Below are 20,036 nucleotides of genomic sequence, written 5' to 3' on the forward strand. Positions count from 1 at the left end.
TTGCAATCTCACAAAGCTAGCAATTATCAGTGCTTTCTGCTTAAATTAAGCATTAGTAATTGCGAGGTAAATAAACAATGGTTTTAAACAGGCAAGGGTACGATGATTTAATAATGTACCTAACTCAGAATTTAGCGATGTTTGAGAAACCAGGCGAAATAAAGCCCGGCGCACCAACCGTTATTGAGTTAATTGAAGATGTCATTGCCGAAAATGTGATACTCATTTGCCAACAGCATCCTGACCTTTCTACTGAGCAACGTAGCCAAATTGTACGCGAAGTTGATGGTATTGTTTACGATTTACAAGAAGTACTTAGTAGTGTGACTTCCCACACTGTTACAGTCGAACAGCATGCTTTTATTGACGAGTTTGCTGGGCTAGTCAAAAACTTATTTGATAACGCAATTAATTAATAGTCCCCCTTTAAAAACCACGCTTTATTCGCTATTTAATTTTAAATACGCGTGAGTGTCTACGTGTAATGAATATAAATTATTGAGATAAAACAATGCAAGCAAATGTAAAATGGGTTGAAGGTAATACGTATATAGGTCGCTCTAACAGCAACCATAATGTGGTATTTGATGCGGGTAGTGATGGAGCTGCACCGAGTCCAATGGAAATGGTACTGATGTCTGTGGGTGGTTGTTCGTCGGTTGATGTTGTTAGCATTTTAAAAAAAACCAAACAAGACTTCTCATCAGTTGATGTGCAGTTAACTGCTGAGCGAGCAGAAACAGCCCCGCGGGTGTTTACAAAAATTAATTTACACTTTGTTGTAACTGGTAATAATGTCTCTGAAAAACACTTAGAACGAGCGGTTTCGCTTTCCGCTGAAAAGTATTGTTCTGTTGCATTAATGCTTGATAAAACAGTAGAAATTACTCATAGCCACGAAGTTGTTCAAGATCAGGGAAAATAACGCTTTTTCCGTGAGTGAAATTCGTATAAAATCCGCGAACTTTTCATTCTGCAGGTGCAGATTTCACTAATTTATAGGTTGGTTTATTATGAACAAACCCTTCGATAAACTTAAACTTCATGGCTTTAATAATTTAACCAAAAGCTTAAGCTTTAGTATTTACGATATTTGCTATGCAAAAACAGAGCAACAACGTAAAGAATACATAGAATATATCGATGAGCAGTATAGTGCAGATAGACTAACCGACATTTTAGGCGATGTGGTTGATATTATTGGTGCCAATATATTAAACGTTGCACGTCAAGATTACGAGCCACAAGGTGCCAGCGTAACTATTTTAGTTTCAGAAGAGCCGGTAGAAGAGCAGCAAAATTATGATGCTGATGAAGCGCCAGGACCATTACCTGACTCAGTGGTTGCACACCTTGATAAAAGCCATATATGCGTTCACACATACCCTGAAGCACACCCTGATGATGGCATTTGTACTTTCCGTGCGGATATTGAAGTATCAACCTGTGGCATTATTTCACCACTTAAAGCGTTAAACTTCTTAATTCATAGTCTTGAGTCTGATGTGGTAACGATTGATTACCGTGTACGTGGCTTTACCCGTGATGTAAACGGCGTTAAACATTACATTGATCATGCAATTAACTCGATTCAAAACTTCATGACAGAAGATACCAAAGAAGCGTACCAAATGATGGACGTGAACGTGTATCAAGAAAATCTGTTCCACACCAAAATGATGTTAAAAGAAACCGACTTAAACACCTATTTATTTGGTATTTCTACAGATGATTTGTCAGATGACGAAGAAGAAGAAATTCGTTCAAAACTGACGCGTGAAATGCAAGAAATATTCTATGGCCGTAATCTGCCAGATACAGAATAATAGCAACGCATTAAATAAAAATGGCGCTCACTGAGCGCCATTTTTGTATGTGTTGTTTAATGTTACTTAACGAGTAATAACTCGGTTTGCCGGCCATTGAGATACCACACACCGGTTTTATCAAACATGGCGTCTTCTTCTAGCATTATTTTTATTTCTTTATTCCACGGTTTTATAAACACCGCATTGTTAAGCTCAATAGAATATGCCGTGTTTAAATGCAGCGGGTAATCGCCATCCCCCGGTACACCTTGCTGAGCATCCCACATACCTAATGTAGTGCCAGCTGCATGACCATGATAGCCAAGCGGGTGAGTATAAATAGTGGGCTTTAACCCCTGTGCAATGGCTTTTTCACGGGCGGCTTTTAAAACCTGATTACCTGTTTTACCAGCTGTAAATTCAGCTGTAAAAATGTCTTGTAGCTTATTACCCTTTTTTAACGCATCAACTAGGTAATCGGGAGCTTTTGTCTCGCCTGGTTTTAAAACATACGCGTGTTGTTGAGTGTCGGTATTTAAGCGCAAATAATTAATGCCAAAATCGACATGTAATAAGTCGCCTGCTTGAATAACATTATCGGCATAGCCGTTGGTAAAGCTGTCTTCATGGTCGAACGATTTGCTGTCGGCGCGTTGTATTGCAATGCTAGGATGAAACCACGTTTGCAGCTTAAGCTCCCTTACCCGCTCTCTAAACCACCACACTAAATCGTCGCTGGTTGTCTCTCCAACCGTAATGGTATTACTGGAGAATCCCTCAGCAATAATATGATGGGCAATAGATACAATATGCTTATACATATCTACTTCTTCGGGAATACGTTGTTCAAGCCATGAAACAGCCAGCGGCTCGGCTGATATTATTTTGCTTTGATATGGTTTAGGTAGGGTAGACATTAATTGTTTATAATCGCCCAGTACCAAGCCATCGGCATGAGCCCAGTCTGTTGATGTATTAAGGGCAATATTTCGTGGTTGGTATTGCTCAATTAGCTCATTAAGTGCGCGCCACTGATTGGGCAGTGCTTGCTTATCCCAGGCCTTTTTAAAGATGCTTCCTATTTTGTAAGGTGCAATTGCAAAGGCGTCAACACCGCCTTGTTTGTTAACTGCAAATAATAAAATAGTGGTGCGCCTTGCCGAGAGCCATGTAGCAGGCAGCATGGTTTTTAATATCGGGTCTTCATTATATTCGCGGCTTATCATTAGCCACATATCTATATTGTGTTGCTGCATTAATGTGGGCAATAACGTTTTAATACGTTTTTCGGTAATGCTATCGATAAACGCGGCCCTTTCCTTCATTGATAAAATAGTAGGAGGCTCAGCGGCTTTAATTACAGGGCTAAGGAGTATGAGTATAAAAGTGAGTAAAAAAACGCATTTATTGTTTTGCATAGTTGGCTTATTTTTAGGCGAATATATAAGCTAACATTGCACAATCAACAATATAAACAAAGCATTTGCGATAAACCGCAGGCATAAAAAAACCCAGCAAAATGCGCTGGGCTTTTGTAATAAATACTGCTTAGCTAAGCATGCTGTACAGTAACGCACACACTGCTAATGAACCAACAGCCAGTACAAATAAGGTACTTAAACGGTTACGGTATTTTTGTAAGCTAGGCACTTTATAAACTGCAATCATTGGCATAATGAATAAAATCATCGCAATGATTGGGCCTGATAACTGATCCATCATATCTAGTATGCTTGGGTTTTTAACCGCGCAGAACCAAATAGCGAAAAACATCAGTACCGCACCCACTTTATCAGCCACTTTAGGGCTCATGCTTGAGTGTTTAGTCACTAACCCAGTAAAGCTTTCGCGTGCCCCTAAAAAGTGGCCTAAAAACGACGACATTATCGCAATAAAGGCAACCAAAGGCCCCAGCGTTGCAATAAATGAGTTTTCTGTAATATTAGCCAAGTAAGATAAAACAGAGACGTTTGCCGCTTTTGCTGCAGCCATTTGGTCTCCGGTAAGCGATAACACACATGAGAACACAAATAACAAAACAAAGGTGATCAGTAATAAGCTGGTACGTTTTAGAATTGCTTCTGACTTAGACGTTGCTAGGTCATCGTAGTGACTGCGTTGTTTATTAACAAAGCTTGAAATAGCTGCTGCATGGCTAAACGAAAACACAATAATAGGAATCGATAACCAAAGTGTTTTACTAAAGCTACCTAGCTCAGGCAAGGCTGTATCGGGCATTTGCCAACTTGGGATTAAATACAAAGACAAAAAGAATAAAATACCTACTAACGGGTAAACTAAAATAGCAAAGGCGCGCAGCATTAAGCGTTCACCGCCCATCATTAAGCCAATCATAACAGCAACAAGTACACCTGAAAGCACAACGCGTGACGGCGACTCCATTCCTAATTGATTGACCATAAAGCTGTCTACCGTATTGGTTAAACCCACACCGTAAATGAGCAAAATAGGAAAAATTGATAAAAAGTATAACAAGGAGATCAGTCGACCCGCGTTTACGCCAAAGTGTTCTTCTACTACATCGGTAAAGTCAGCATCTTTATTTTTTGATGATAATACAAAACGCGCCAAACCACGGTGCGCCAAAAAGGTCATAGGAAAGGCTAAACACGCCATAATAATCAGCGGCCAAAAACCACCAATACCAATATTAATCGGTAAAAATAAAATACCAGCACCCACTGCGGTGCCAAAAAGGCTCAGTGTCCACTGCGTATCATGCAGGTTCCATTTTGATTTAGACGTGTGTGCGTCTTGTGCTGGTGCATTTGAAAGCGTTGCACCTTGAGATGTTGTCATGTGTGTGTATCCATTATTTATCATAATAATTGCGCCGAAGAATATAGTTTTTAACCACACATTTCATGTGTTTTTATGTCGTGGATATAAATTTGTTGTAGCGTATTAGTTACTGACTGTCACGAATATGAAACAGTGCTCAAAAGGCAAGCAATTAGCGCGGGAATATGCCGCGAAATGAGTGAATAATCAGCATGATTGGTGTGAAAGGCGAGACATACAATCTGAAAAGTTATTTTCAAGTCAATGTGTACTTGATATAGATTAACTCAGTGAATGATTGATAAGTGTACTTATGAGAATTGAGAATACTTGCTCACTTTCTTGACCAGTTAATTTATAGCTAACAACTCAAAACGGGTTTTATCCTGTAATATTGAAGCCATTAATCGGAACTTCATAAGAGATTTTTTCTAAACTCGGTTATACTTTCTACAATTCAATAAGCCAAATGAAGTAAATAGGCCGCTAATTGCAATGAGCAAAGACATTCTTTTCCATACTATTTTTGTGCACGAAACCAGTAAAACATGGGTAGTATTTGTCCATGGCGCAGGGGGTAGTTCGGCAATCTGGTTTCGTCAGCTAAAAGCTTATAAAAAAGAATATAATGTGTTGTTGCTTGATCTTCGTGGTCACGGTAAATCTAATGATCTATTACAAAACTTTGTAGATAATAATTACTCATTTAATAATGTCTCTAAAGACATTATTAATGTGTTAGATCATAACAATATCACCAGCGCACACTTTGTTGGTATTTCATTGGGCACAATTCTTATTCGAAATATTGCAGAAATCGCCCCGCAATATGTTTCTAGCATGGTGCTAGGTGGAGCGGTTACTCGTTTTAACACTCGAAGTAATACCTTGGTTTATTTAGGCAATACCTTTAAACACTTGTTGCCTTACATGTGGCTGTATCGTTTATTTGCTTTTATTATGATGCCGAAAAAGCGTCATAAAGAGTCTCGACTTTTGTTTGTTCGTGAAGCAAAACGCTTGTGCCAAAAAGAGTTTATAAAATGGTTTAAATTAGCCATGGACGTAAATCCTTTAATGCAGTATTTCAAAGAAAAAGACATTGATATACCCATTCTTTACATTATGGGTAAAGAAGATCACATGTTCCTTGGCCCGGTTAAAGAAATGGTAAAGCGCCATAAAAATAGCGTACTGCAAACAATTCACCATTGCGGCCATGTTTGTAACGTGGAACGCCCAGACTTATTCAATCAACACTCGCTTGCTTTTATCGCCCAACAAAATCGTTAGGGTTGTAGAAGGAATAAACCCAACGGGATATAGAGCTGCTCGCGACACTAAGCCCGCAGCCCGTAGCCCGTAGCGTTTTATTCTTCTATCGCACTCACCACAAAATACGGATTTAAGTATTCATCTTTGGTGTTGTAAATAAGCGGGCTGCCATCAAGTTGAGTGACTTTTGCACCGGCTATTTCGGCAATCGCATGGCCTGCTCCTGTATCCCATTCACAAGTTGGGCCTAAGCGCGGGTAAATGTCGGCACTGCCTTCGGCGACTAAACACAGTTTAAGTGAGCTGCCTTTTGACACCATTTCAACCTCATCAAAGCGTTTTACAAATTCAGCTAAATCAGGAGAGGGGTGCGAGCGACTGCCTACAACACGAATAAGGCCTTTGTTAGACTTGGTGGTGACTTTAAGCTCGATGCGCTCATCGCCTTTATCTTTAAAAGCACCAATGGCTTCAGCGGCTATGTACGATACACCTAGCGCAGGGGCATCAACCACAGCTAAAACTGGTTTGCCGTTTTCGATTAGGGCAATATTAACGGTAAACTCGCCGTTCTTTTTAATAAATTCTTTGGTGCCATCAATTGGGTCAACCAGCCAATAGCTTTTCCATGTTTGGCGTACGTCCCAACCAATATCGGCGCTTTCTTCACTAAGCACAGGAATGTCTGGGGTGAGCTTTTTTAGTCCGGCAATAATGATTTTATGAGCTGCTAAGTCGGCGTCGGTTACGGGGCTTTCATCAGCTTTGTATTCAACGTTAAAGTCTTTGTTGTAAATACCCATAATCGCGCTTCCCGCTTCGCGAGCGAGAATAAGGGTTTCTTCTAGCAGTTCAGTTTGGTTCATTAGATGGGCCTATAGTATATGCTGATGTTTTAGATACGTTATCAGTTGAGCTACCGATTGGTCTAGGGTGTTTTTACTGGTATCTAAAATTATTTCAGGATTAACTGGCGGCTGGTAAGTAGAATCAATCCCGGTAAAGTGTTTAATTTCACCGGCGCGCGCCTTTTTATATAAGCCTTTTGGGTCGCGACTTTCACACACCTCAAGAGGGGTGTCGATGAATACCTCGATAAATTCACCCTCATCAACTAACTCACGAACCATGTCGCGCTCAGCTTTAAAAGGAGATATAAACGCAGTAAGGACTAACAAACCAGCGTCAACCATTAGCTTGGCGGTTTCGCCTACGCGGCGGATATTTTCAACGCGATCGGCATCACTAAAGCCTAAATCTTTACATAAACCATGGCGTACATTGTCGCCATCAAGTAGGTACGTGTGCGCACCTTGCTGATTGAGTGCTGCTTCTAGTGCATTCGCAACGGTACTTTTACCTGAGCCAGAAAAACCAGTAAACCATAAAATAGCCGGCTTGTGCTTTTTTTGTTCGCTGCGCTGTACTTTAGTGGTGGCGTAATTATGCCAAACAATATTGTTATCCATTTGCTGTGTCTCTTTATGCTATAAACGCGGGCATTAAAACGGAAATACCAGCGGGATCAAAGTCAGTACGGTGATTGAATAAATAATAGAAAGCGGTAGCCCCATCATTACATAGTCTTTTAGTCGGTAGTTACCCGCGCTATAAACCATTAGATTAGTTTGATAACCAAAAGGTGAAATAAAGCTGGCTGAAGCGCCAAATGCAACCGCCATAATAAACGGTAAAGGTTCTACATTAAAGCCAATGGCTAATGAGTAGGCAACCGGAAACGATAGCGCCGCTGCGGCATTATTAGTGATTAATTCGGTAAATAATACGGTCATTAAAAAGATAGCGATAAACGCGCCATAAGGGCCAAAGTCGCCCAGCACTACAAACATGGCGTCTGATATTTGCCCGGCAAGGCCGGTGCCTATCATCAGCTTAGCTAAACCTATAGCACTACCTACTACGGCAAGTAACTCAATAGGAAAGCGGCGCTTTATTTCGCTTAGTTTGATAGTACCACACAGCATTAGGCCAATAAGTAACACTAACAAGCCTTTAACCAGCGGTACTGCACCTAAAATACTTAATCCCAGTACACCTGCAAAACTTAACAATACAATGTTTGATTGTTTTGCACCGAGGTGGGTTTGTAAATCAAGCCCTGAAATATACACAAATTCGCGCTTTAAGTTAGTTAAGTCATAAAAGCTTTTACCAGGGGCGAGAATGAGTGAATCACCCGCTTGTAAGCGCACTTGCCCAAGCCCGCCTTGTAAGCGGTCGTGACCACGGCGAATAGCAATAACGGCCGCATGAAATTGCTCTCTAAAGCGGGCTTCTTTTACCGTTTTGCCAATTAATTTAGACGACTGACTAACGACAACTTCAACGAGGTGTTCAATGTCTTTTTCGTGTTTGTCATGCACCACTTTTAAGCCGTCAAAACGAGTAAGTAAAGGTACCGACTTTATATCGCCTACAAACAGCAGTATGTCGTCTTGTTGAATAATATGTTGCGGGGTCACGGCGCAAATGCGGTTGCCATCGCGAATAATTTCAGCCAAAAACAAGTCTTTTAAATCGCGTAAACCGTTTTCTTCTACGGTGCGGTTTATTAGTTTAGAACCACTTTGTACTTTCCCTTCTAAATAAAAAGGCACCACCTCTTGGCTATTTTTACCATTGTCGGGCAGGCATTTTAGCATCACTAAAATAGTGATTAAGCCAATACTGAGTGCGCCCAAACCCACCAAGGTAAAATCAAAAAAGCCCAGTGGCGCCATACCGGCATCTACTGCAAAACCATTTACAATTAAGTTAGTAGAGGTACCAATAAGCGTAATTGTCCCCCCTAAAATAGCGGTGTACGACAAAGGTAACAGCAGCTTTGAAGGGGAGTGATTTGGGTTATCCTTTATGGCGGTAATTAAAGAGGCAACCACCGCGGTATTATTAGTAAACGACGATAAAAAGGCGGTAGACAGCCCTAATTTAGTTACTGACTTAACTAAACTACCACTGGATAACGATTTAGCTAAGCGTTGAATAAGTGTGGTTTTTTCTATCGCTATCGACACTAAAATTAATAACACTAAAGTAATTAATGATGAGTTAGTGTAATTAACCAGCATGCTTTCTAAGTCAATTAACCCGGTTAGGTAGCTGGTGCCTATGGCACTAACAAATAACCATGCAGGATTAATACGGGTGCCAAACAGGCACCCGACTAAAAGCAACATAATGCCTGTTAAAATGAGCTGTTCTACCATGCTTTAAATGTTCCTAACAGGCGTTCATTAACGTTATAGCTTTGAGATATCAAGCGCTTGCCAATGTGGAAAGTGCTTGCGTACGAGGGCATTAAATTCAACTTCAAAGTCGCTAAATTGTCCCGCGTTTTCTTCACTTTGCAGTACCTGTTCTATCATTCCCGCTGCAACCGTTAAGTTTGATAAACGATCAATAAGAATAAACGAACCGGTTTCATGATTATGATGGTACTGATCGGCTAAAATAGTCTCGGTCAGCTCCAGTGTCACAATCGCAATTTCGTTTAACTGCAATGAATCTGCACTGCCATGCTCTAGGGTGTTTACATCAATAGTATGGTCTATTTTTGTGACCATGGCCGAGGTGTTTTTACTGCCAAGTTTAAGGTTGTAGCTTTTACCGAGTACCAATGGTGACTCGTGCATCCACACAATTTTAGCCTGTAATTGGTTGGTTACTTGCGCTTGCGAATTCGCAGGTACAATAACGTCTCCTCGGCTAATATCTATTTCAGTATTGAGGGTCACTGTAATTGCTTGGCCAGCTTCGGCGGTGTCGAGGTTGCCATCAAAAGTAACAATTTCTTTAATATGTGATGTTTTACCTGAAGGCAGTACCTTCACTTCATCACCTACACGTAATTTACCTGATGTAAGCGTGCCTTGAAAACCCCGGAAGTTTAGATTAGGGCGTACCACGTATTGCACCGGAAGACGCGCTTCAAAACCGGTGTCAATTTCAGCTGCTGGTGAGTCTTCTAATAGCTCAAGCAACGGCTTGTCGGTGTAATAAGGAGTATGTGCAGAGCGGGTTACTACGTTATCGCCTTTAAGTGCCGACATAGGCACAAACTTAATGTTTGATACGTTAAGTTGCTCGGCAAATTTTAAATAGTCAGCTTTAATTTTTTCATAAACCGTTTCGTCAAAATCAACAATATCCATTTTGTTAACCGCAACCACAAACTGCTTAATACCTAATGAGTCACAAATAAAACTATGACGTTTAGTTTGTACCTGCACACCATAACGTGCATCCACTAAAATAATGGCAACATCACTGGTTGATGCACCGGTAACCATGTTACGGGTGTACTGCTCATGCCCTGGGGTGTCGGCAATAATAAACTTACGCTTAGCGGTTGAGAAATAACGGTACGCTACGTCAATTGTTATGCCTTGCTCACGCTCAGCTTGAAGGCCATCAACTAACAGTGCTAAATCAAGCTCTTCACCGGCGTTACCCACTTTTTCGTTATCTTTATGAAGCGCGGCTAGCTGATCTTCATAAATTTGGTGACTATCGTGCAGTAGGCGGCCAATGAGGGTTGATTTACCGTCATCCACACTGCCACACGTTAGCATGCGCAATAAGCTTTTATCTTGTTGACGTGCTAGGTAAGCGTCTATACCAATTTCTTTTACTTCATTAAATGTATCGTTATTTAGGTTAGACATTAGAAATACCCCTCACGTTTTTTCTTCTCCATAGAGCCTGCTGAGTCATGATCGATCACTCGACCTTCGCGTTCAGATGACGATGAAAGCAGCATTTCTTCAATAATTTCGGTTAGATTGCTGGCTGTAGATTCAACTGCACCAGTCAGCGGGTAACAGCCTAATGTTCTAAAGCGAACCGACTTCATTTGCGGCACTTCACCTTCATTAAGCGGCATGCGATCGTCATCAACCATAATTAGCGTGCCATCGCGCTCTACCACAGGGCGCTCTTTAGCAAGATACAGTGGCACCATTTCGATGTTTTCTTGATAAATGTATTGCCAAATATCTAGTTCAGTCCAGTTAGATAGTGGGAATACACGAATGCTTTCACCTGGGTTCACTTGGCTGTTATAGGTATTCCAAAGCTCAGGGCGTTGGTTTTTAGGATCCCAGCGATGGTGTTTATCACGAAATGAGTAAACACGCTCTTTGGCGCGTGATTTCTCTTCATCACGACGTGCGCCACCAAATGCGGCATCAAAACCGTATTTATTCAGCGCTTGCTTTAGCCCTTGAGTTTTCATGATATCGGTATGTTTACCCGAACCATGCGTGAATGGGCCTACACCCATTTCGATACCTTCAGGGTTTTTGTGCACGATTAAATCAAAGCCGTACTCTTTAGCTAAACGGTCGCGAAACTCAATCATTTCACGAAACTTCCAGTTGGTGTCTACGTGTAATAACGGAAACGGAATCTTTGCAGGGTAAAATGCTTTACGAGCTAAATGCAAAAGTACCGATGAGTCTTTACCGATTGAGTAAAGCATAACTGGGTTCTCAAACTCAGCGGCGACTTCGCGCATGATTTTGATACTTTCAGCTTCAAGTTGCTGAAGGTGAGTTAAAGCCATTGTTGGTCGTCCTACTAAAATGATTAAATTAAAATCTGTTAAATTACGCTACGTCTGTCAGTGGTTGAGCAAAGCTACTGATCTGCGCTTTTTCACCAAACCAGTGTAATTGGTCATGTAGTGAGGCCACTTCACCTATAATGAGTAACGCGGGCGAAATTATTTGATGCTGCTCAATGAGCTGCGCTAATTGGTCTAACTGTCCTGTGACAACACGTTGATTTTTACGGGTGCCGTTTTCAATAATTGCCACTGGTGTTGTTGCTTCTCGCCCATGTTTTAATAGCTCAGCTTGAATATGCGGCGATTTAATCACCCCCATATAAATAGCCAGTGTTTGGTTTTTTTGAGCAAGCGACTGCCAATTAAGCTCTTGGCCTTCCTTTTTACAGTGACCAGTAACAAATTGAATAGCTTGGGCATGGTCGCGATGCGTTAAAGGGATGCCTGCATAGGCACTACAGCCTGCGGCCGCTGTTATACCTGGCACTATTTGGTAATTTACGTTATTGGCTGCCAGTACTTGTACTTCTTCGCCACCACGGCCATAAATAAACGGGTCGCCCCCTTTAATACGGCATACTTTTTTACCTTGCTGCGCTAAATCAACTAGCATCTGATTAGTATCTTCTTGAGCTACGCTATGATCGCCTAAGCGTTTACCCACACAAATTAAATCAGCATCGCGGCGCACTAATTCCATAATTTCATCGGAAACCAAGTAATCATATACCACCACATCGGCTTGTTGCATTAGTTGCAATGCTTTTAGGGTGAGTAGCTCCGGATCCCCAGGGCCTGCACCCACTACGTATACTTCGCCTTCTGGTTCAACTTTGGCATCTAGCATTTGCTCTAATTGTTGCTCAGCGCCATGGGTGTCACCGGTTTGGACTTTACTCACTACTGATGAATCAAATACGCCTTCCCAAAACTGGCGACGATCGGCAAAGTGTTTAAAGCGCTGTTTTACTTTATGGCGAAAGCCACCGACTAAGTTGGCTAGCGGGCCAATATGCTGCGGGATAAGTGTTTCGAGCTTTTCGCGTAAACGCCGTGCTAATACCGGCGCGGTACCTGCGCTTGAAATCGCAATGGTAATTGGGTTGCGATCAACAATAGAGGGGAAAATAAAGGTACATTTAGGTTGATCATCCACCACGTTTACAAACACATTACGGGCATTGGCGAGTTCAAATACCGTATTGTTAACTTCATCATTGTCGGTGGCGGCAATAATCAAAATTTTGCCATCAAGATGTGACTCTTCAAAATAGGCATCTATTAATGTTACTTCATTGTTGTGAGCATGTTCTTTTAATTCATCACAAAACCATGGGGCAACTAAGGTTACAGCGGCACGCGCTTTTAAGAACGCGCGGCATTTTCGCAAGGCAACCTCTCCACCGCCAACTACCAATACTGGCTTGTTGTCGAGTTTGGTAAAGATAGGTAAATATTGCACTGAGTAACGCCCCTAAAAAAGATAATAAAGTGTATAACGCAAAGGCAGAATATAGCGGCTATTGATAAGTAAAAAATAATTAAATCTTAGTTGATATACTTAAAAGTTATATAAACTGTGTTTTTTAGGTCTAAATCTTATTTAGTAAGGGGGAGAGTGACATTTAGTATAAAAAACGCGCTTATAGTGTTTGGTTATGAGCTATAGCAAGATTAAGCTATGATACGTATATAGTTTAAGGTTTCTAAAATTTCATGGGCATAAAATGACAAATAACATTCAAAACGCCATGCTAGCTGTTAGTTTAATGGATTTAACCAGTTTAAACACCGATGATAGTCAAGCTAGTATTAATGCATTAGTAAACAGTATTGATCCTAAGTTAGGCACGCCTGCTGCAGTTTGTGTGTTTAGTGAATTTGTAGATGATGCAAAAATAGCACTCGCTAATCGGTTATTGAGTCATGTAAAAGTGGCCACAGTGACTAACTTTCCTACAGGTGATGTGCCACTTAATGAAGTGCTTAATGAAACACTAATAGCTATAGAGCGGGGGGCCGATGAAATTGACTTAGTCATTCCTTACAAAGCACTTATAAAAGGCGAGGCCGATACCGTGCTGGAATACGTGAGTGAAAGTAAAAAAGCATGTGGTAGTCGCGCTAAACTTAAAGTGATTATTGAAAGCGGTGAACTAAAAACACCTGCACTTATTGCTCAAGCAACTGAGCTTGCTATTCAAGGGGGAGCTGATTTTGTAAAAACCAGCACCGGTAAAGTTGCGGTTAACGCCACGCTTGAAGCAACTGAAATTATGCTTAAAGTTATTAAAAAGTCATCAAAACCAGTTGGCTTTAAGGCCGCTGGCGGGGTAAAAACCTCTGTAGATGCCAATGCTTATATGCAACTAACAACCGAGATTATGGGGCATGAATATTTAGCACCAGAGACATTTAGGTTTGGCGCTTCCTCGCTTTTAAATGACGTTTATAAGGTATTGCATGAAGCGCAGCAGTGATGCCGAAAAACAACAATTGGAGCACGATGCAGCTAAGTTGTTTCTGCGTTGCTATGAACAGCAAACCGGCATTCATATGCGCCACATTTGGCATAATGAACCCGATAGACCTGATGTAAGCTGTTACCAAGCAAATGAGCAACTCGATATAGAAGTAGCGCATTTATACGCTAGTGAAACCGAAGCAATGGCCGTGCTAGGCCGACCACTGTCGATACAAATGCAACGTGACTTAGCTGACATGGCTCAACAACCCAGTGAAAACCGACTGCAATCAGCATTAGGACGATTGCTCAAACAAAAAGCGACTAAGCGTTATTACTCAAAACGTACCTGGTTGCTAATTCGTAACGCTAGCACTATTTGGCATAAGAGCGACTTTGAAGCGGTAATAAAAACAATAGCTTTTCCAAATACCCATCAATTTGAGCAAATATGGTTACTGTGTGATTTTTATCGCGGTGAGTTATTACGAGTAGATTAAAAGCGACTAGGGGATAGCCGCTTTTTTTGATTTAAATTGAATTGTATTGATTAGTTAAATTGAAACATGCTGCCTAAGCTTTCAAGCCCTGATTTTTGAGTTTTTGCTAAACATTTTGTGTCATCTAAAGATTTCTTTGTTGTTTCGTCGGCAAGGCCTGTTACTTTCAAGCTCTTTTCTTGTTGATATTCGCGCAGTGCTAATACAGTTTGGCGGTCGTATTCTACGTCTTCAGTCTCAAATTCTTCATAATTAGGTTGGTTTTTTAAATACCCTAAGCAAACCAAGTTCATACGAGACATTGCCAAATCCATTTTTTCGTAATGTGGCATTCTATGATTCGGCACATCGACAGCTACAGACGCTGTTCTTTTACTTGTTACTTTTGGCGGTGGTGGCGCTGTATAGCCTGCTGCAAGCGTGTTGTTTTGGTTATAGCGATAGTAGGTATCTGGAATCTTAGTTTCTAAAAATTCAACGGCTTTAATTATTACTTCACGTAGTGCCTTTTCTTTTGGGGTGTCTGACCAACCGCTAAGACTTCCTCCAACGAGTGCGCCACCAAAGTTAGTCGCTGCGCTAGTAAAGTCAAAATCTTTGCTGCCACCCTCAACGCTAGTAGCGGCGAGAATACGTGAAGTGCGTGTATCAATTAAGCGTAGGTCAATAGCCATATGCGATCCAGAAAAGCCAGCTGAAACAGAGCTAAACACATCACCAATAAAACCGCCCGAACCAACACTTGCCCCTGAACTGTCATCATCAAATTCAGTAACCGCTGCAACGACTACAATCTCAGCGCCTTCAATTTCGCCATACGCTGCACCCGATTGTGCACTCACTCTGCCTGATACAGCTAAATCTTGCTCCGAAAGCACAGCGTCTAGTGCTTGGCGCTCCAATACAATAAAGCGATTAGTGCCAACAAGTGCAGTGGTAAGTTGATCTGCCATACCTTCACCGATCTCTTTTCGCCACCATCTAGAGTTATTCGACTTATCAGTGAAACGCGCCACAGCGATACGTGCTTTAGGGCCATTGTATTGCTGTTTGCTTACTTCATTAATGTCAGGCGAGTTTTGATTTGAGGTAACGTTTGTTGAGGTGCTTTGGCATGCGCTTAAGCTGGTTATTAATGCTGTGGCAAGTAGCGTTTTTTGTATGGATGAGAGCATAGGATTTTCCTTAATTTATCTGCTTAATTACATTTGTAGTTATTTTTTTAGCAATGGCTAATTAAGGTTAATTTAAATAAATCAGTAGCTTAAAAATAGTACTCAGGCGAAAGCTTTGAGTACACACGCGAAGCTAATTACTTTTACATGTTTGCGCTTCTCGGTATTGTTTTGGTGTAAGTGAATATTTGGCTTTGAAACAACGGGCGAAGTAACTTTGAGAACTAAAGCCGGTGTTATCTGCAACTAAACCTATGGTTAAGTCGCTATCAGTTAATAATTTTGCTGCATATTCTAAGCGGGTATTGCGAATGTAATCGCTGGGTGTAATGTCAAAAAGTGCTTTCATTTTTAATTGCAGTGCACGAGGGCTCAAACACATTGCACTGGCAAACTCTTCGACGCTAAATAGTTCATTTTGGTAATTTTCACGCAAAATTGTTTTTAAGCGTTCTGTAAACGTGTAATCTTTATTCTGCTCTATTTGTGCATCTAAGGTCACAGCATGTGCTTGGGCTGATAACTGTTTTATTAGGTGCTTATTTAACGCATCACGAATGCCTAATAAGCCATGAACCCGACTTTTTAATAATGATGCTTCAAAGGGTTTACACAGGTAGTCATCGGCCAGCAAATCAAGCCCCTTTATTCGACTGCGACTGTCTGCTTTGGCAGAGAGTAATAAAACAGGGATATGATTAATAGAGATATCTGAGCGAATGGCACTGAGAAGTTGATATCCATCCATCGTAGGCATCATTACGTCACTGAGCACTATATCGGGCATTTGAGTTTGGCACAGCACTAGCCCTTCTTCTCCATTATTAGCGGTGAGGCAGGTGTAGTTATCACTAAATAATGAAACCAGTAACTCACGCATTTCTTCGTTATCTTCAACAATGAGTAGTTTTTTGTTGTTTTCTACCAGCATAGTTTGAGAGGACGCTAGTTGTTTATCCGTTAATAAGTTATCTGATTCACACAATGGCAACGTGACTGTAAAACAACTTCCTTTGTTTATTTTACTGGCTAATGAAATTTGCCCGTCGTATTGCTCTACAAGCTGCTTAACCAGCGCGAGACCTATACCACTGCCTGTTTGGTTGTGTGTTGCAATACGAGTAAAGCGTTCAAAAATAAGCGCTTGCTGGTGCTCTTCAATACCAATACCAGTATCAGATATCGTTATAACAACATTATTGTTTGTGTTAGAAAGCGTTAGATTAACGGTTCCATCTGATGGGGTGTATTTAAGTGCATTGGTCAATAAATTATCAATAATAGATAAAGTATGTTTAGTTTCTAAATTTATGTAACTAGGCTGTTGCGTCGTGTCTTTAAAAGAAAAATTAATATTTTTTTGGGCAAACAAAATAGCAAAGTCGTCTACTATTTGCGCTACAAAAGGGCTTAAAGAATAAGCGGATACATTCTCTGTAGCCGAACTTGGACGCTGACTTAACTGTAATAACTCATTGATTAAATTAAGAAGGCGGTGCCCGTTGCGCTTAATTATAGAAACTTGTTGTTGTGCTTGAGCACCAAGTTGTTGCTGTTGTAAGTTTTCTACTGGCGCTAAAATTAAGCTCAATGGCGTTTTAAGTTCATGACTAATGTTATCTAAAAATTGGGTCTTTAGTTGATTGAGCTTTCTTTCTTGTTGAATGAGTTGCTCTGCGGTTTTAGCTCGATAGCGTGACGCTAAAATTAACCATGTAATAATCAAAACTATTATAAAATAAGCCGCATAGGCTAATTGCGTTTGCCACCAAGGAGGCGTTACTGTCAGCTTTAGCATAGTGTGAACTTTGCTCCATTGCCCGTATTGATCTTTTACTTTTAATTGTAATTGATAGTTACCTGCACTTAGCTGTGAATAGTTAACTTGTCGTTGGCTTGCATCGGTATAGATAAATTGCTTATCTAAACCATTTAGCTTGTAAGCATACTGATATTGATTAGTCGATGAAGCGTTATTAACGGCGGCATATTTAAAGCCAATGACCCCTTGGCTGGTTGGAAAAGAGAGTTTTTTAGTATGGTTTATTAGTTTTGCAGGCTGCTTTTGATCTGTTAGATAGTTTTTTGTTTTACTTGCTTGGTTGTAAATTAATAGCTCAGTTAATACTGGGGTTGGGGATGAAGTACTCAGTTGCAGTTTACTAGGGTAAAACTGATTAAAGCCATTGATTCCGCCAAAAAATAGCTCGCCATCAGGTGCTTGAAAAGCGGCACCTAAAATAAACGAATTATGCTGCACGCCGTCACGAGGTAAAAAATGCTGCATAGCTTGATTCGTGGGATTATAGCGAGTCAGTCCTTGGTTACTGCTTAGCCATAAGTAGCCTTTGCTATCATCTTTAATGGCAAAAATATTATCGTTTAGTAATCCATCATGTTCGGTAATGTAAGAGATTTTTTGTGTTTTTTTATCAAGGCGGTTTAAACCACCAAAGGTACCCACCCATAAAGTATCGTTATTTTGCAGGTGCAAAGAGGTGACCATATTATGGCTTAAACCAGTTTGCGATGCCTGATTGGCGGGGTAATGAGTAAATGATTCATCTTCCATGCTTAGATAATCTAAACCTGCACGCGTCCCGACCCATAATCCGTTTGTATTTTGATCAAAAAGCAGAGTAAACACGGTATTGTTAGCAAGACTATTAGTCGAGTCGTCGTGCTTGTAATGTTGAACCTCTAAGGTATCGGGATTAAAGCGTGTTAAACCTTGATTGCTACCTAGCCATAAATTTCCTTTAGGATCGCTCGTTATCGCATAAACACGATCGCTGCTAAGCTGATGGCTTTGCATTGTATAGGTAATAAAATTATCTTCAGTTGGTTTATATTGCAGTAATCCGCCGCCATAAGTGCCAATCCAAAGTCGCTGCTTGTTATCTTCATGCAGGCTAAAGACATTATTATTGGTTAGGCCGCTTTGTAATTTTGAGTTAACTTTATAGTGCTTAAAACCTGTGTCGGTTTGTTTGTTTAAACCGTCACGCGTACCAACCCATAATTGGCCTTGTGTATCTTTGAGTAGAGCGCGAACAAAATTATGACTAATGGTATTGTCATCATCGCTCAAGTGCTGTTGATGCGAAAATTGATTTTGCTTTTTATCATAACGTTGTAACCCATAGCCATCTGTACCAATCCAAATGATACCGAACCGATCTTGATAAAGTGACAATAGGTAATCATTAGCAAGCCCATTTAGTTGCTGCTTATTGTGCGGTATGTGCTCAAAGTTATTTTTAGATGTACTTTGCTCTGTTTTGTAAAATAAACCTTTACCATAACTTGTTAGCCACAAGGTATCGGTGTCGTCAACTAAGATATCGGTGATCCATACACCTGCAAACTGAGCAAACTCCCCAAAAGCCTCTGTTTTAGGGTTAAATAGGCTAAGCCCTTGTTTGCTTGCTACTAATAGCTGCCCTTGTGCATTTAATTGCAGCCGCCATAAATTTTTATGACTTCCTGCAATGTGATTAAACGTTTTTAGCTCTGGGTTAAATTTAATTAACCCCTCGTCGGTCGCTAACCAGATATTCTGTTGTGTATCTATAACAATATCTTGTATGACTGTATTAGCTTGCTCAGGGCTAGTATAGCTAAATGACTCAACTTCATTATTGACTATATTTAATCGTGTTAACTTTCCATGTTCATGGCCTAACCAAATATTATTTAGGTTATCTGGCGCCAGTGACCATATACGGTTATCAGTAATCGCCAACTCAGTTTGTGTATTAAAAACCTTAAATTGACCGGTTTGAGTATCAAGTAAGTTTAAACCATTACTGGCTGTAGAAAACCAGATAGCATGAGGGCCGCCAGCAAGGCAATCGGTGACCCAGTTTCCTGAAATACTAGCCTCAGTAGGGTGAGACTTGAAGCGTTTAAACTCATAACCATCAAAGCGATTAAGACCGCCTTGTGTCGCAAACCAATGAAACCCTTGCTCATCAGTGATGCTGCATGTAATGGAATTTTGCGATAATCCTTGCTCACTCGAAAATGTATCTAAGTGAATAGGGCGGGCAATAAGCATGCTATGAAACAAGCAAAAAAAACTTAAAATGAGGGTTTTGAATAGGGGGTGAAGTAAAGGCACTGGCTTCCTTGTGCGAACAGTATTCCTAAAATTGGAACAATCATAAACTGCTTTTTTAATAATGTTAAGTTTGATTTTTACAGTCGCCAGAGAGATTTTAAGTTATGGGTATCTTTTTACTCTTGTGTTAATGAATTGCGTAAGTATAATAGGCATCCACTTTGCAGGGGCGTAGTTCCAATTGGTAGAACAGCGGTCTCCAAAACCGACGGTTGGGAGTTCGAATCTCTCCGCCCCTGCCAATTTTTACAAAGTGAGCAAAGTCTAGAACTAAAAATCGGTTTAAGTAAGCTTGTTTTTAA

The 20,036-nt window shown here is 40.7% G+C and carries 16 protein-coding genes and 1 tRNA gene; 7 read left to right on the plus strand and 10 right to left on the minus strand.

From position 1 onward, the window contains the following. Positions 1 to 77 precede the first annotated feature (77 nt). The 3 genes from B1F84_RS01160 (at position 78) to speD (ending at position 1,826) form a co-directional block, all read left to right on the plus strand. Positions 78 to 416: a DUF3802 family protein gene (locus B1F84_RS01160; protein ID WP_008108438.1), complete on the plus strand. Its 339-nt coding sequence runs from the start codon at positions 78 to 80 to the stop codon at positions 414 to 416. 95 nt (positions 417 to 511) lie between these two features. After that, positions 512 to 925 carry an OsmC family protein gene (locus B1F84_RS01165; RefSeq protein WP_008108439.1) on the plus strand — a complete coding sequence of 138 codons (414 nt, stop codon included), beginning with the start codon at positions 512 to 514 and terminating at the stop codon, positions 923 to 925. Between the two features lie 88 nt (positions 926 to 1,013). Further along, positions 1,014 to 1,826, plus strand: coding sequence for an adenosylmethionine decarboxylase (gene speD, locus B1F84_RS01170; RefSeq protein WP_008468810.1), 813 nt, complete (start codon positions 1,014 to 1,016; stop codon positions 1,824 to 1,826). 62 nt (positions 1,827 to 1,888) lie between these two features. Here the strand turns inward: speD and B1F84_RS01175 are convergent, their stop codons facing one another. Together B1F84_RS01175 and B1F84_RS01180 are read right to left on the minus strand one after the other, a co-directional pair. Further along, positions 1,889 to 3,226: a M24 family metallopeptidase gene (locus B1F84_RS01175; protein WP_131690331.1), complete on the minus strand. Its 1,338-nt coding sequence runs from the start codon at positions 3,224 to 3,226 to the stop codon at positions 1,889 to 1,891. A 130-nt stretch (positions 3,227 to 3,356) separates the two neighbouring features. Then, a complete protein-coding gene (locus B1F84_RS01180) occupies positions 3,357 to 4,628 on the minus strand; it encodes an aromatic amino acid transport family protein (RefSeq protein WP_131690332.1) in 1,272 nt (423 codons plus the stop codon). Between the two features lie 477 nt (positions 4,629 to 5,105). Here B1F84_RS01180 and B1F84_RS01185 point away from each other — a divergent pair, with 477 nt between their 5' ends. Beyond that, a complete protein-coding gene (locus B1F84_RS01185) occupies positions 5,106 to 5,903 on the plus strand; it encodes an alpha/beta hydrolase (protein ID WP_131690333.1) in 798 nt (265 codons plus the stop codon). Positions 5,904 to 5,980: 77 nt separating this feature from the next. On the opposite strand, the gene cysQ is transcribed toward B1F84_RS01185, so the two are convergent. From cysQ to cysG, 6 genes are read right to left on the minus strand one after another with little or no spacing between them, the layout of a single operon-like run. Next, the gene (gene cysQ / locus B1F84_RS01190) at positions 5,981 to 6,751 is read right to left on the minus strand and encodes a 3'(2'),5'-bisphosphate nucleotidase CysQ (protein ID WP_131690334.1); all 771 of its coding nucleotides are present in this window, start codon (positions 6,749 to 6,751) and stop codon (positions 5,981 to 5,983) included. A gap of 9 nt (positions 6,752 to 6,760) precedes the next feature. Continuing rightward, complete coding sequence (cysC, locus tag B1F84_RS01195) at positions 6,761 to 7,354, minus strand: adenylyl-sulfate kinase (RefSeq protein WP_008108444.1); 594 nt, start codon at positions 7,352 to 7,354, stop codon at positions 6,761 to 6,763. Positions 7,355 to 7,387: 33 nt separating this feature from the next. Next, entirely contained in the window at positions 7,388 to 9,112 is a 1,725-nt protein-coding gene (locus tag B1F84_RS01200) for an SLC13 family permease (RefSeq protein WP_076919445.1), read from the minus strand. 33 nt (positions 9,113 to 9,145) lie between these two features. Next, positions 9,146 to 10,570, minus strand: coding sequence for a sulfate adenylyltransferase subunit CysN (cysN, locus tag B1F84_RS01205; protein ID WP_008468825.1), 1,425 nt, complete (start codon positions 10,568 to 10,570; stop codon positions 9,146 to 9,148). Continuing rightward, the gene (gene cysD / locus B1F84_RS01210; RefSeq protein ID WP_008108450.1) at positions 10,570 to 11,469 is read right to left on the minus strand and encodes a sulfate adenylyltransferase subunit CysD; all 900 of its coding nucleotides are present in this window, start codon (positions 11,467 to 11,469) and stop codon (positions 10,570 to 10,572) included. Before cysD ends, cysN begins: the two co-directional genes overlap by 1 nt. Positions 11,470 to 11,512: 43 nt before the next feature. Then, on the minus strand, positions 11,513 to 12,934 hold the full coding sequence (cysG, locus tag B1F84_RS01215) for a siroheme synthase CysG (RefSeq protein WP_131690335.1): 1,422 nt from the start codon (positions 12,932 to 12,934) through the stop codon (positions 11,513 to 11,515). 265 nt (positions 12,935 to 13,199) lie between these two features. On the opposite strand from cysG, the gene deoC reads away from it, so the two are divergent. After that, positions 13,200 to 13,952, plus strand: coding sequence for a deoxyribose-phosphate aldolase (gene deoC, locus B1F84_RS01220; RefSeq protein WP_131690336.1), 753 nt, complete (start codon positions 13,200 to 13,202; stop codon positions 13,950 to 13,952). Next, positions 13,936 to 14,436 carry a hypothetical protein gene (locus tag B1F84_RS01225; RefSeq protein ID WP_131690337.1) on the plus strand — a complete coding sequence of 167 codons (501 nt, stop codon included), beginning with the start codon at positions 13,936 to 13,938 and terminating at the stop codon, positions 14,434 to 14,436. The genes deoC and B1F84_RS01225 overlap by 17 nt, the downstream gene beginning before the upstream one ends. 50 nt (positions 14,437 to 14,486) lie before the next feature. Here the strand turns inward: B1F84_RS01225 and B1F84_RS01230 are convergent, their stop codons facing one another. Beyond that, the gene (locus B1F84_RS01230) at positions 14,487 to 15,611 is read right to left on the minus strand and encodes a CsgG/HfaB family protein (protein ID WP_076919441.1); all 1,125 of its coding nucleotides are present in this window, start codon (positions 15,609 to 15,611) and stop codon (positions 14,487 to 14,489) included. Positions 15,612 to 15,744: 133 nt separating this feature from the next. Further along, positions 15,745 to 19,671 carry a hybrid sensor histidine kinase/response regulator transcription factor gene (locus B1F84_RS01235; protein WP_240702007.1) on the minus strand — a complete coding sequence of 1,309 codons (3,927 nt, stop codon included), beginning with the start codon at positions 19,669 to 19,671 and terminating at the stop codon, positions 15,745 to 15,747. Positions 19,672 to 19,899: 228 nt separating this feature from the next. Here B1F84_RS01235 and B1F84_RS01240 point away from each other — a divergent pair. Beyond that, a tRNA-Trp gene (locus tag B1F84_RS01240) sits at positions 19,900 to 19,976 on the plus strand. The last annotated feature ends 60 nt before the right edge of the window (positions 19,977 to 20,036 follow it).

Source organism: Pseudoalteromonas sp. DL-6 (genome assembly GCF_004328665.1).
Lineage (GTDB): Bacteria > Pseudomonadota > Gammaproteobacteria > Enterobacterales > Alteromonadaceae > Pseudoalteromonas.

Bases quoted from the DNA above. Each gene is read 5' to 3' on its own strand.
- cysD (WP_008108450.1), bottom strand. From the start codon at position 11,469: ATGGCTTTAACTCACCTTCAGCAACTTGAAGCTGAAAGTATCAAAATC.
- B1F84_RS01200 (WP_076919445.1), bottom strand. From the start codon at position 9,112: ATGGTAGAACAGCTCATTTTAACAGGCATTATGTTGCTTTTAGTCGGG.
- B1F84_RS01175 (WP_131690331.1), bottom strand. From the start codon at position 3,226: ATGCAAAACAATAAATGCGTTTTTTTACTCACTTTTATACTCATACTC.
- B1F84_RS01225 (WP_131690337.1), top strand. From the start codon at position 13,936: ATGAAGCGCAGCAGTGATGCCGAAAAACAACAATTGGAGCACGATGCA.
- B1F84_RS01165 (WP_008108439.1), top strand. From the start codon at position 512: ATGCAAGCAAATGTAAAATGGGTTGAAGGTAATACGTATATAGGTCGC.
- B1F84_RS01180 (WP_131690332.1), bottom strand. From the start codon at position 4,628: ATGACAACATCTCAAGGTGCAACGCTTTCAAATGCACCAGCACAAGAC.
- B1F84_RS01160 (WP_008108438.1), top strand. From the start codon at position 78: ATGGTTTTAAACAGGCAAGGGTACGATGATTTAATAATGTACCTAACT.
- B1F84_RS01235 (WP_240702007.1), bottom strand. From the start codon at position 19,671: ATGCTTATTGCCCGCCCTATTCACTTAGATACATTTTCGAGTGAGCAA.
- cysC (WP_008108444.1), bottom strand. From the start codon at position 7,354: ATGGATAACAATATTGTTTGGCATAATTACGCCACCACTAAAGTACAG.
- deoC (WP_131690336.1), top strand. From the start codon at position 13,200: ATGACAAATAACATTCAAAACGCCATGCTAGCTGTTAGTTTAATGGAT.
- cysQ (WP_131690334.1), bottom strand. From the start codon at position 6,751: ATGAACCAAACTGAACTGCTAGAAGAAACCCTTATTCTCGCTCGCGAA.
- cysN (WP_008468825.1), bottom strand. From the start codon at position 10,570: ATGTCTAACCTAAATAACGATACATTTAATGAAGTAAAAGAAATTGGT.
- B1F84_RS01230 (WP_076919441.1), bottom strand. From the start codon at position 15,611: ATGCTCTCATCCATACAAAAAACGCTACTTGCCACAGCATTAATAACC.
- speD (WP_008468810.1), top strand. From the start codon at position 1,014: ATGAACAAACCCTTCGATAAACTTAAACTTCATGGCTTTAATAATTTA.
- B1F84_RS01185 (WP_131690333.1), top strand. From the start codon at position 5,106: ATGAGCAAAGACATTCTTTTCCATACTATTTTTGTGCACGAAACCAGT.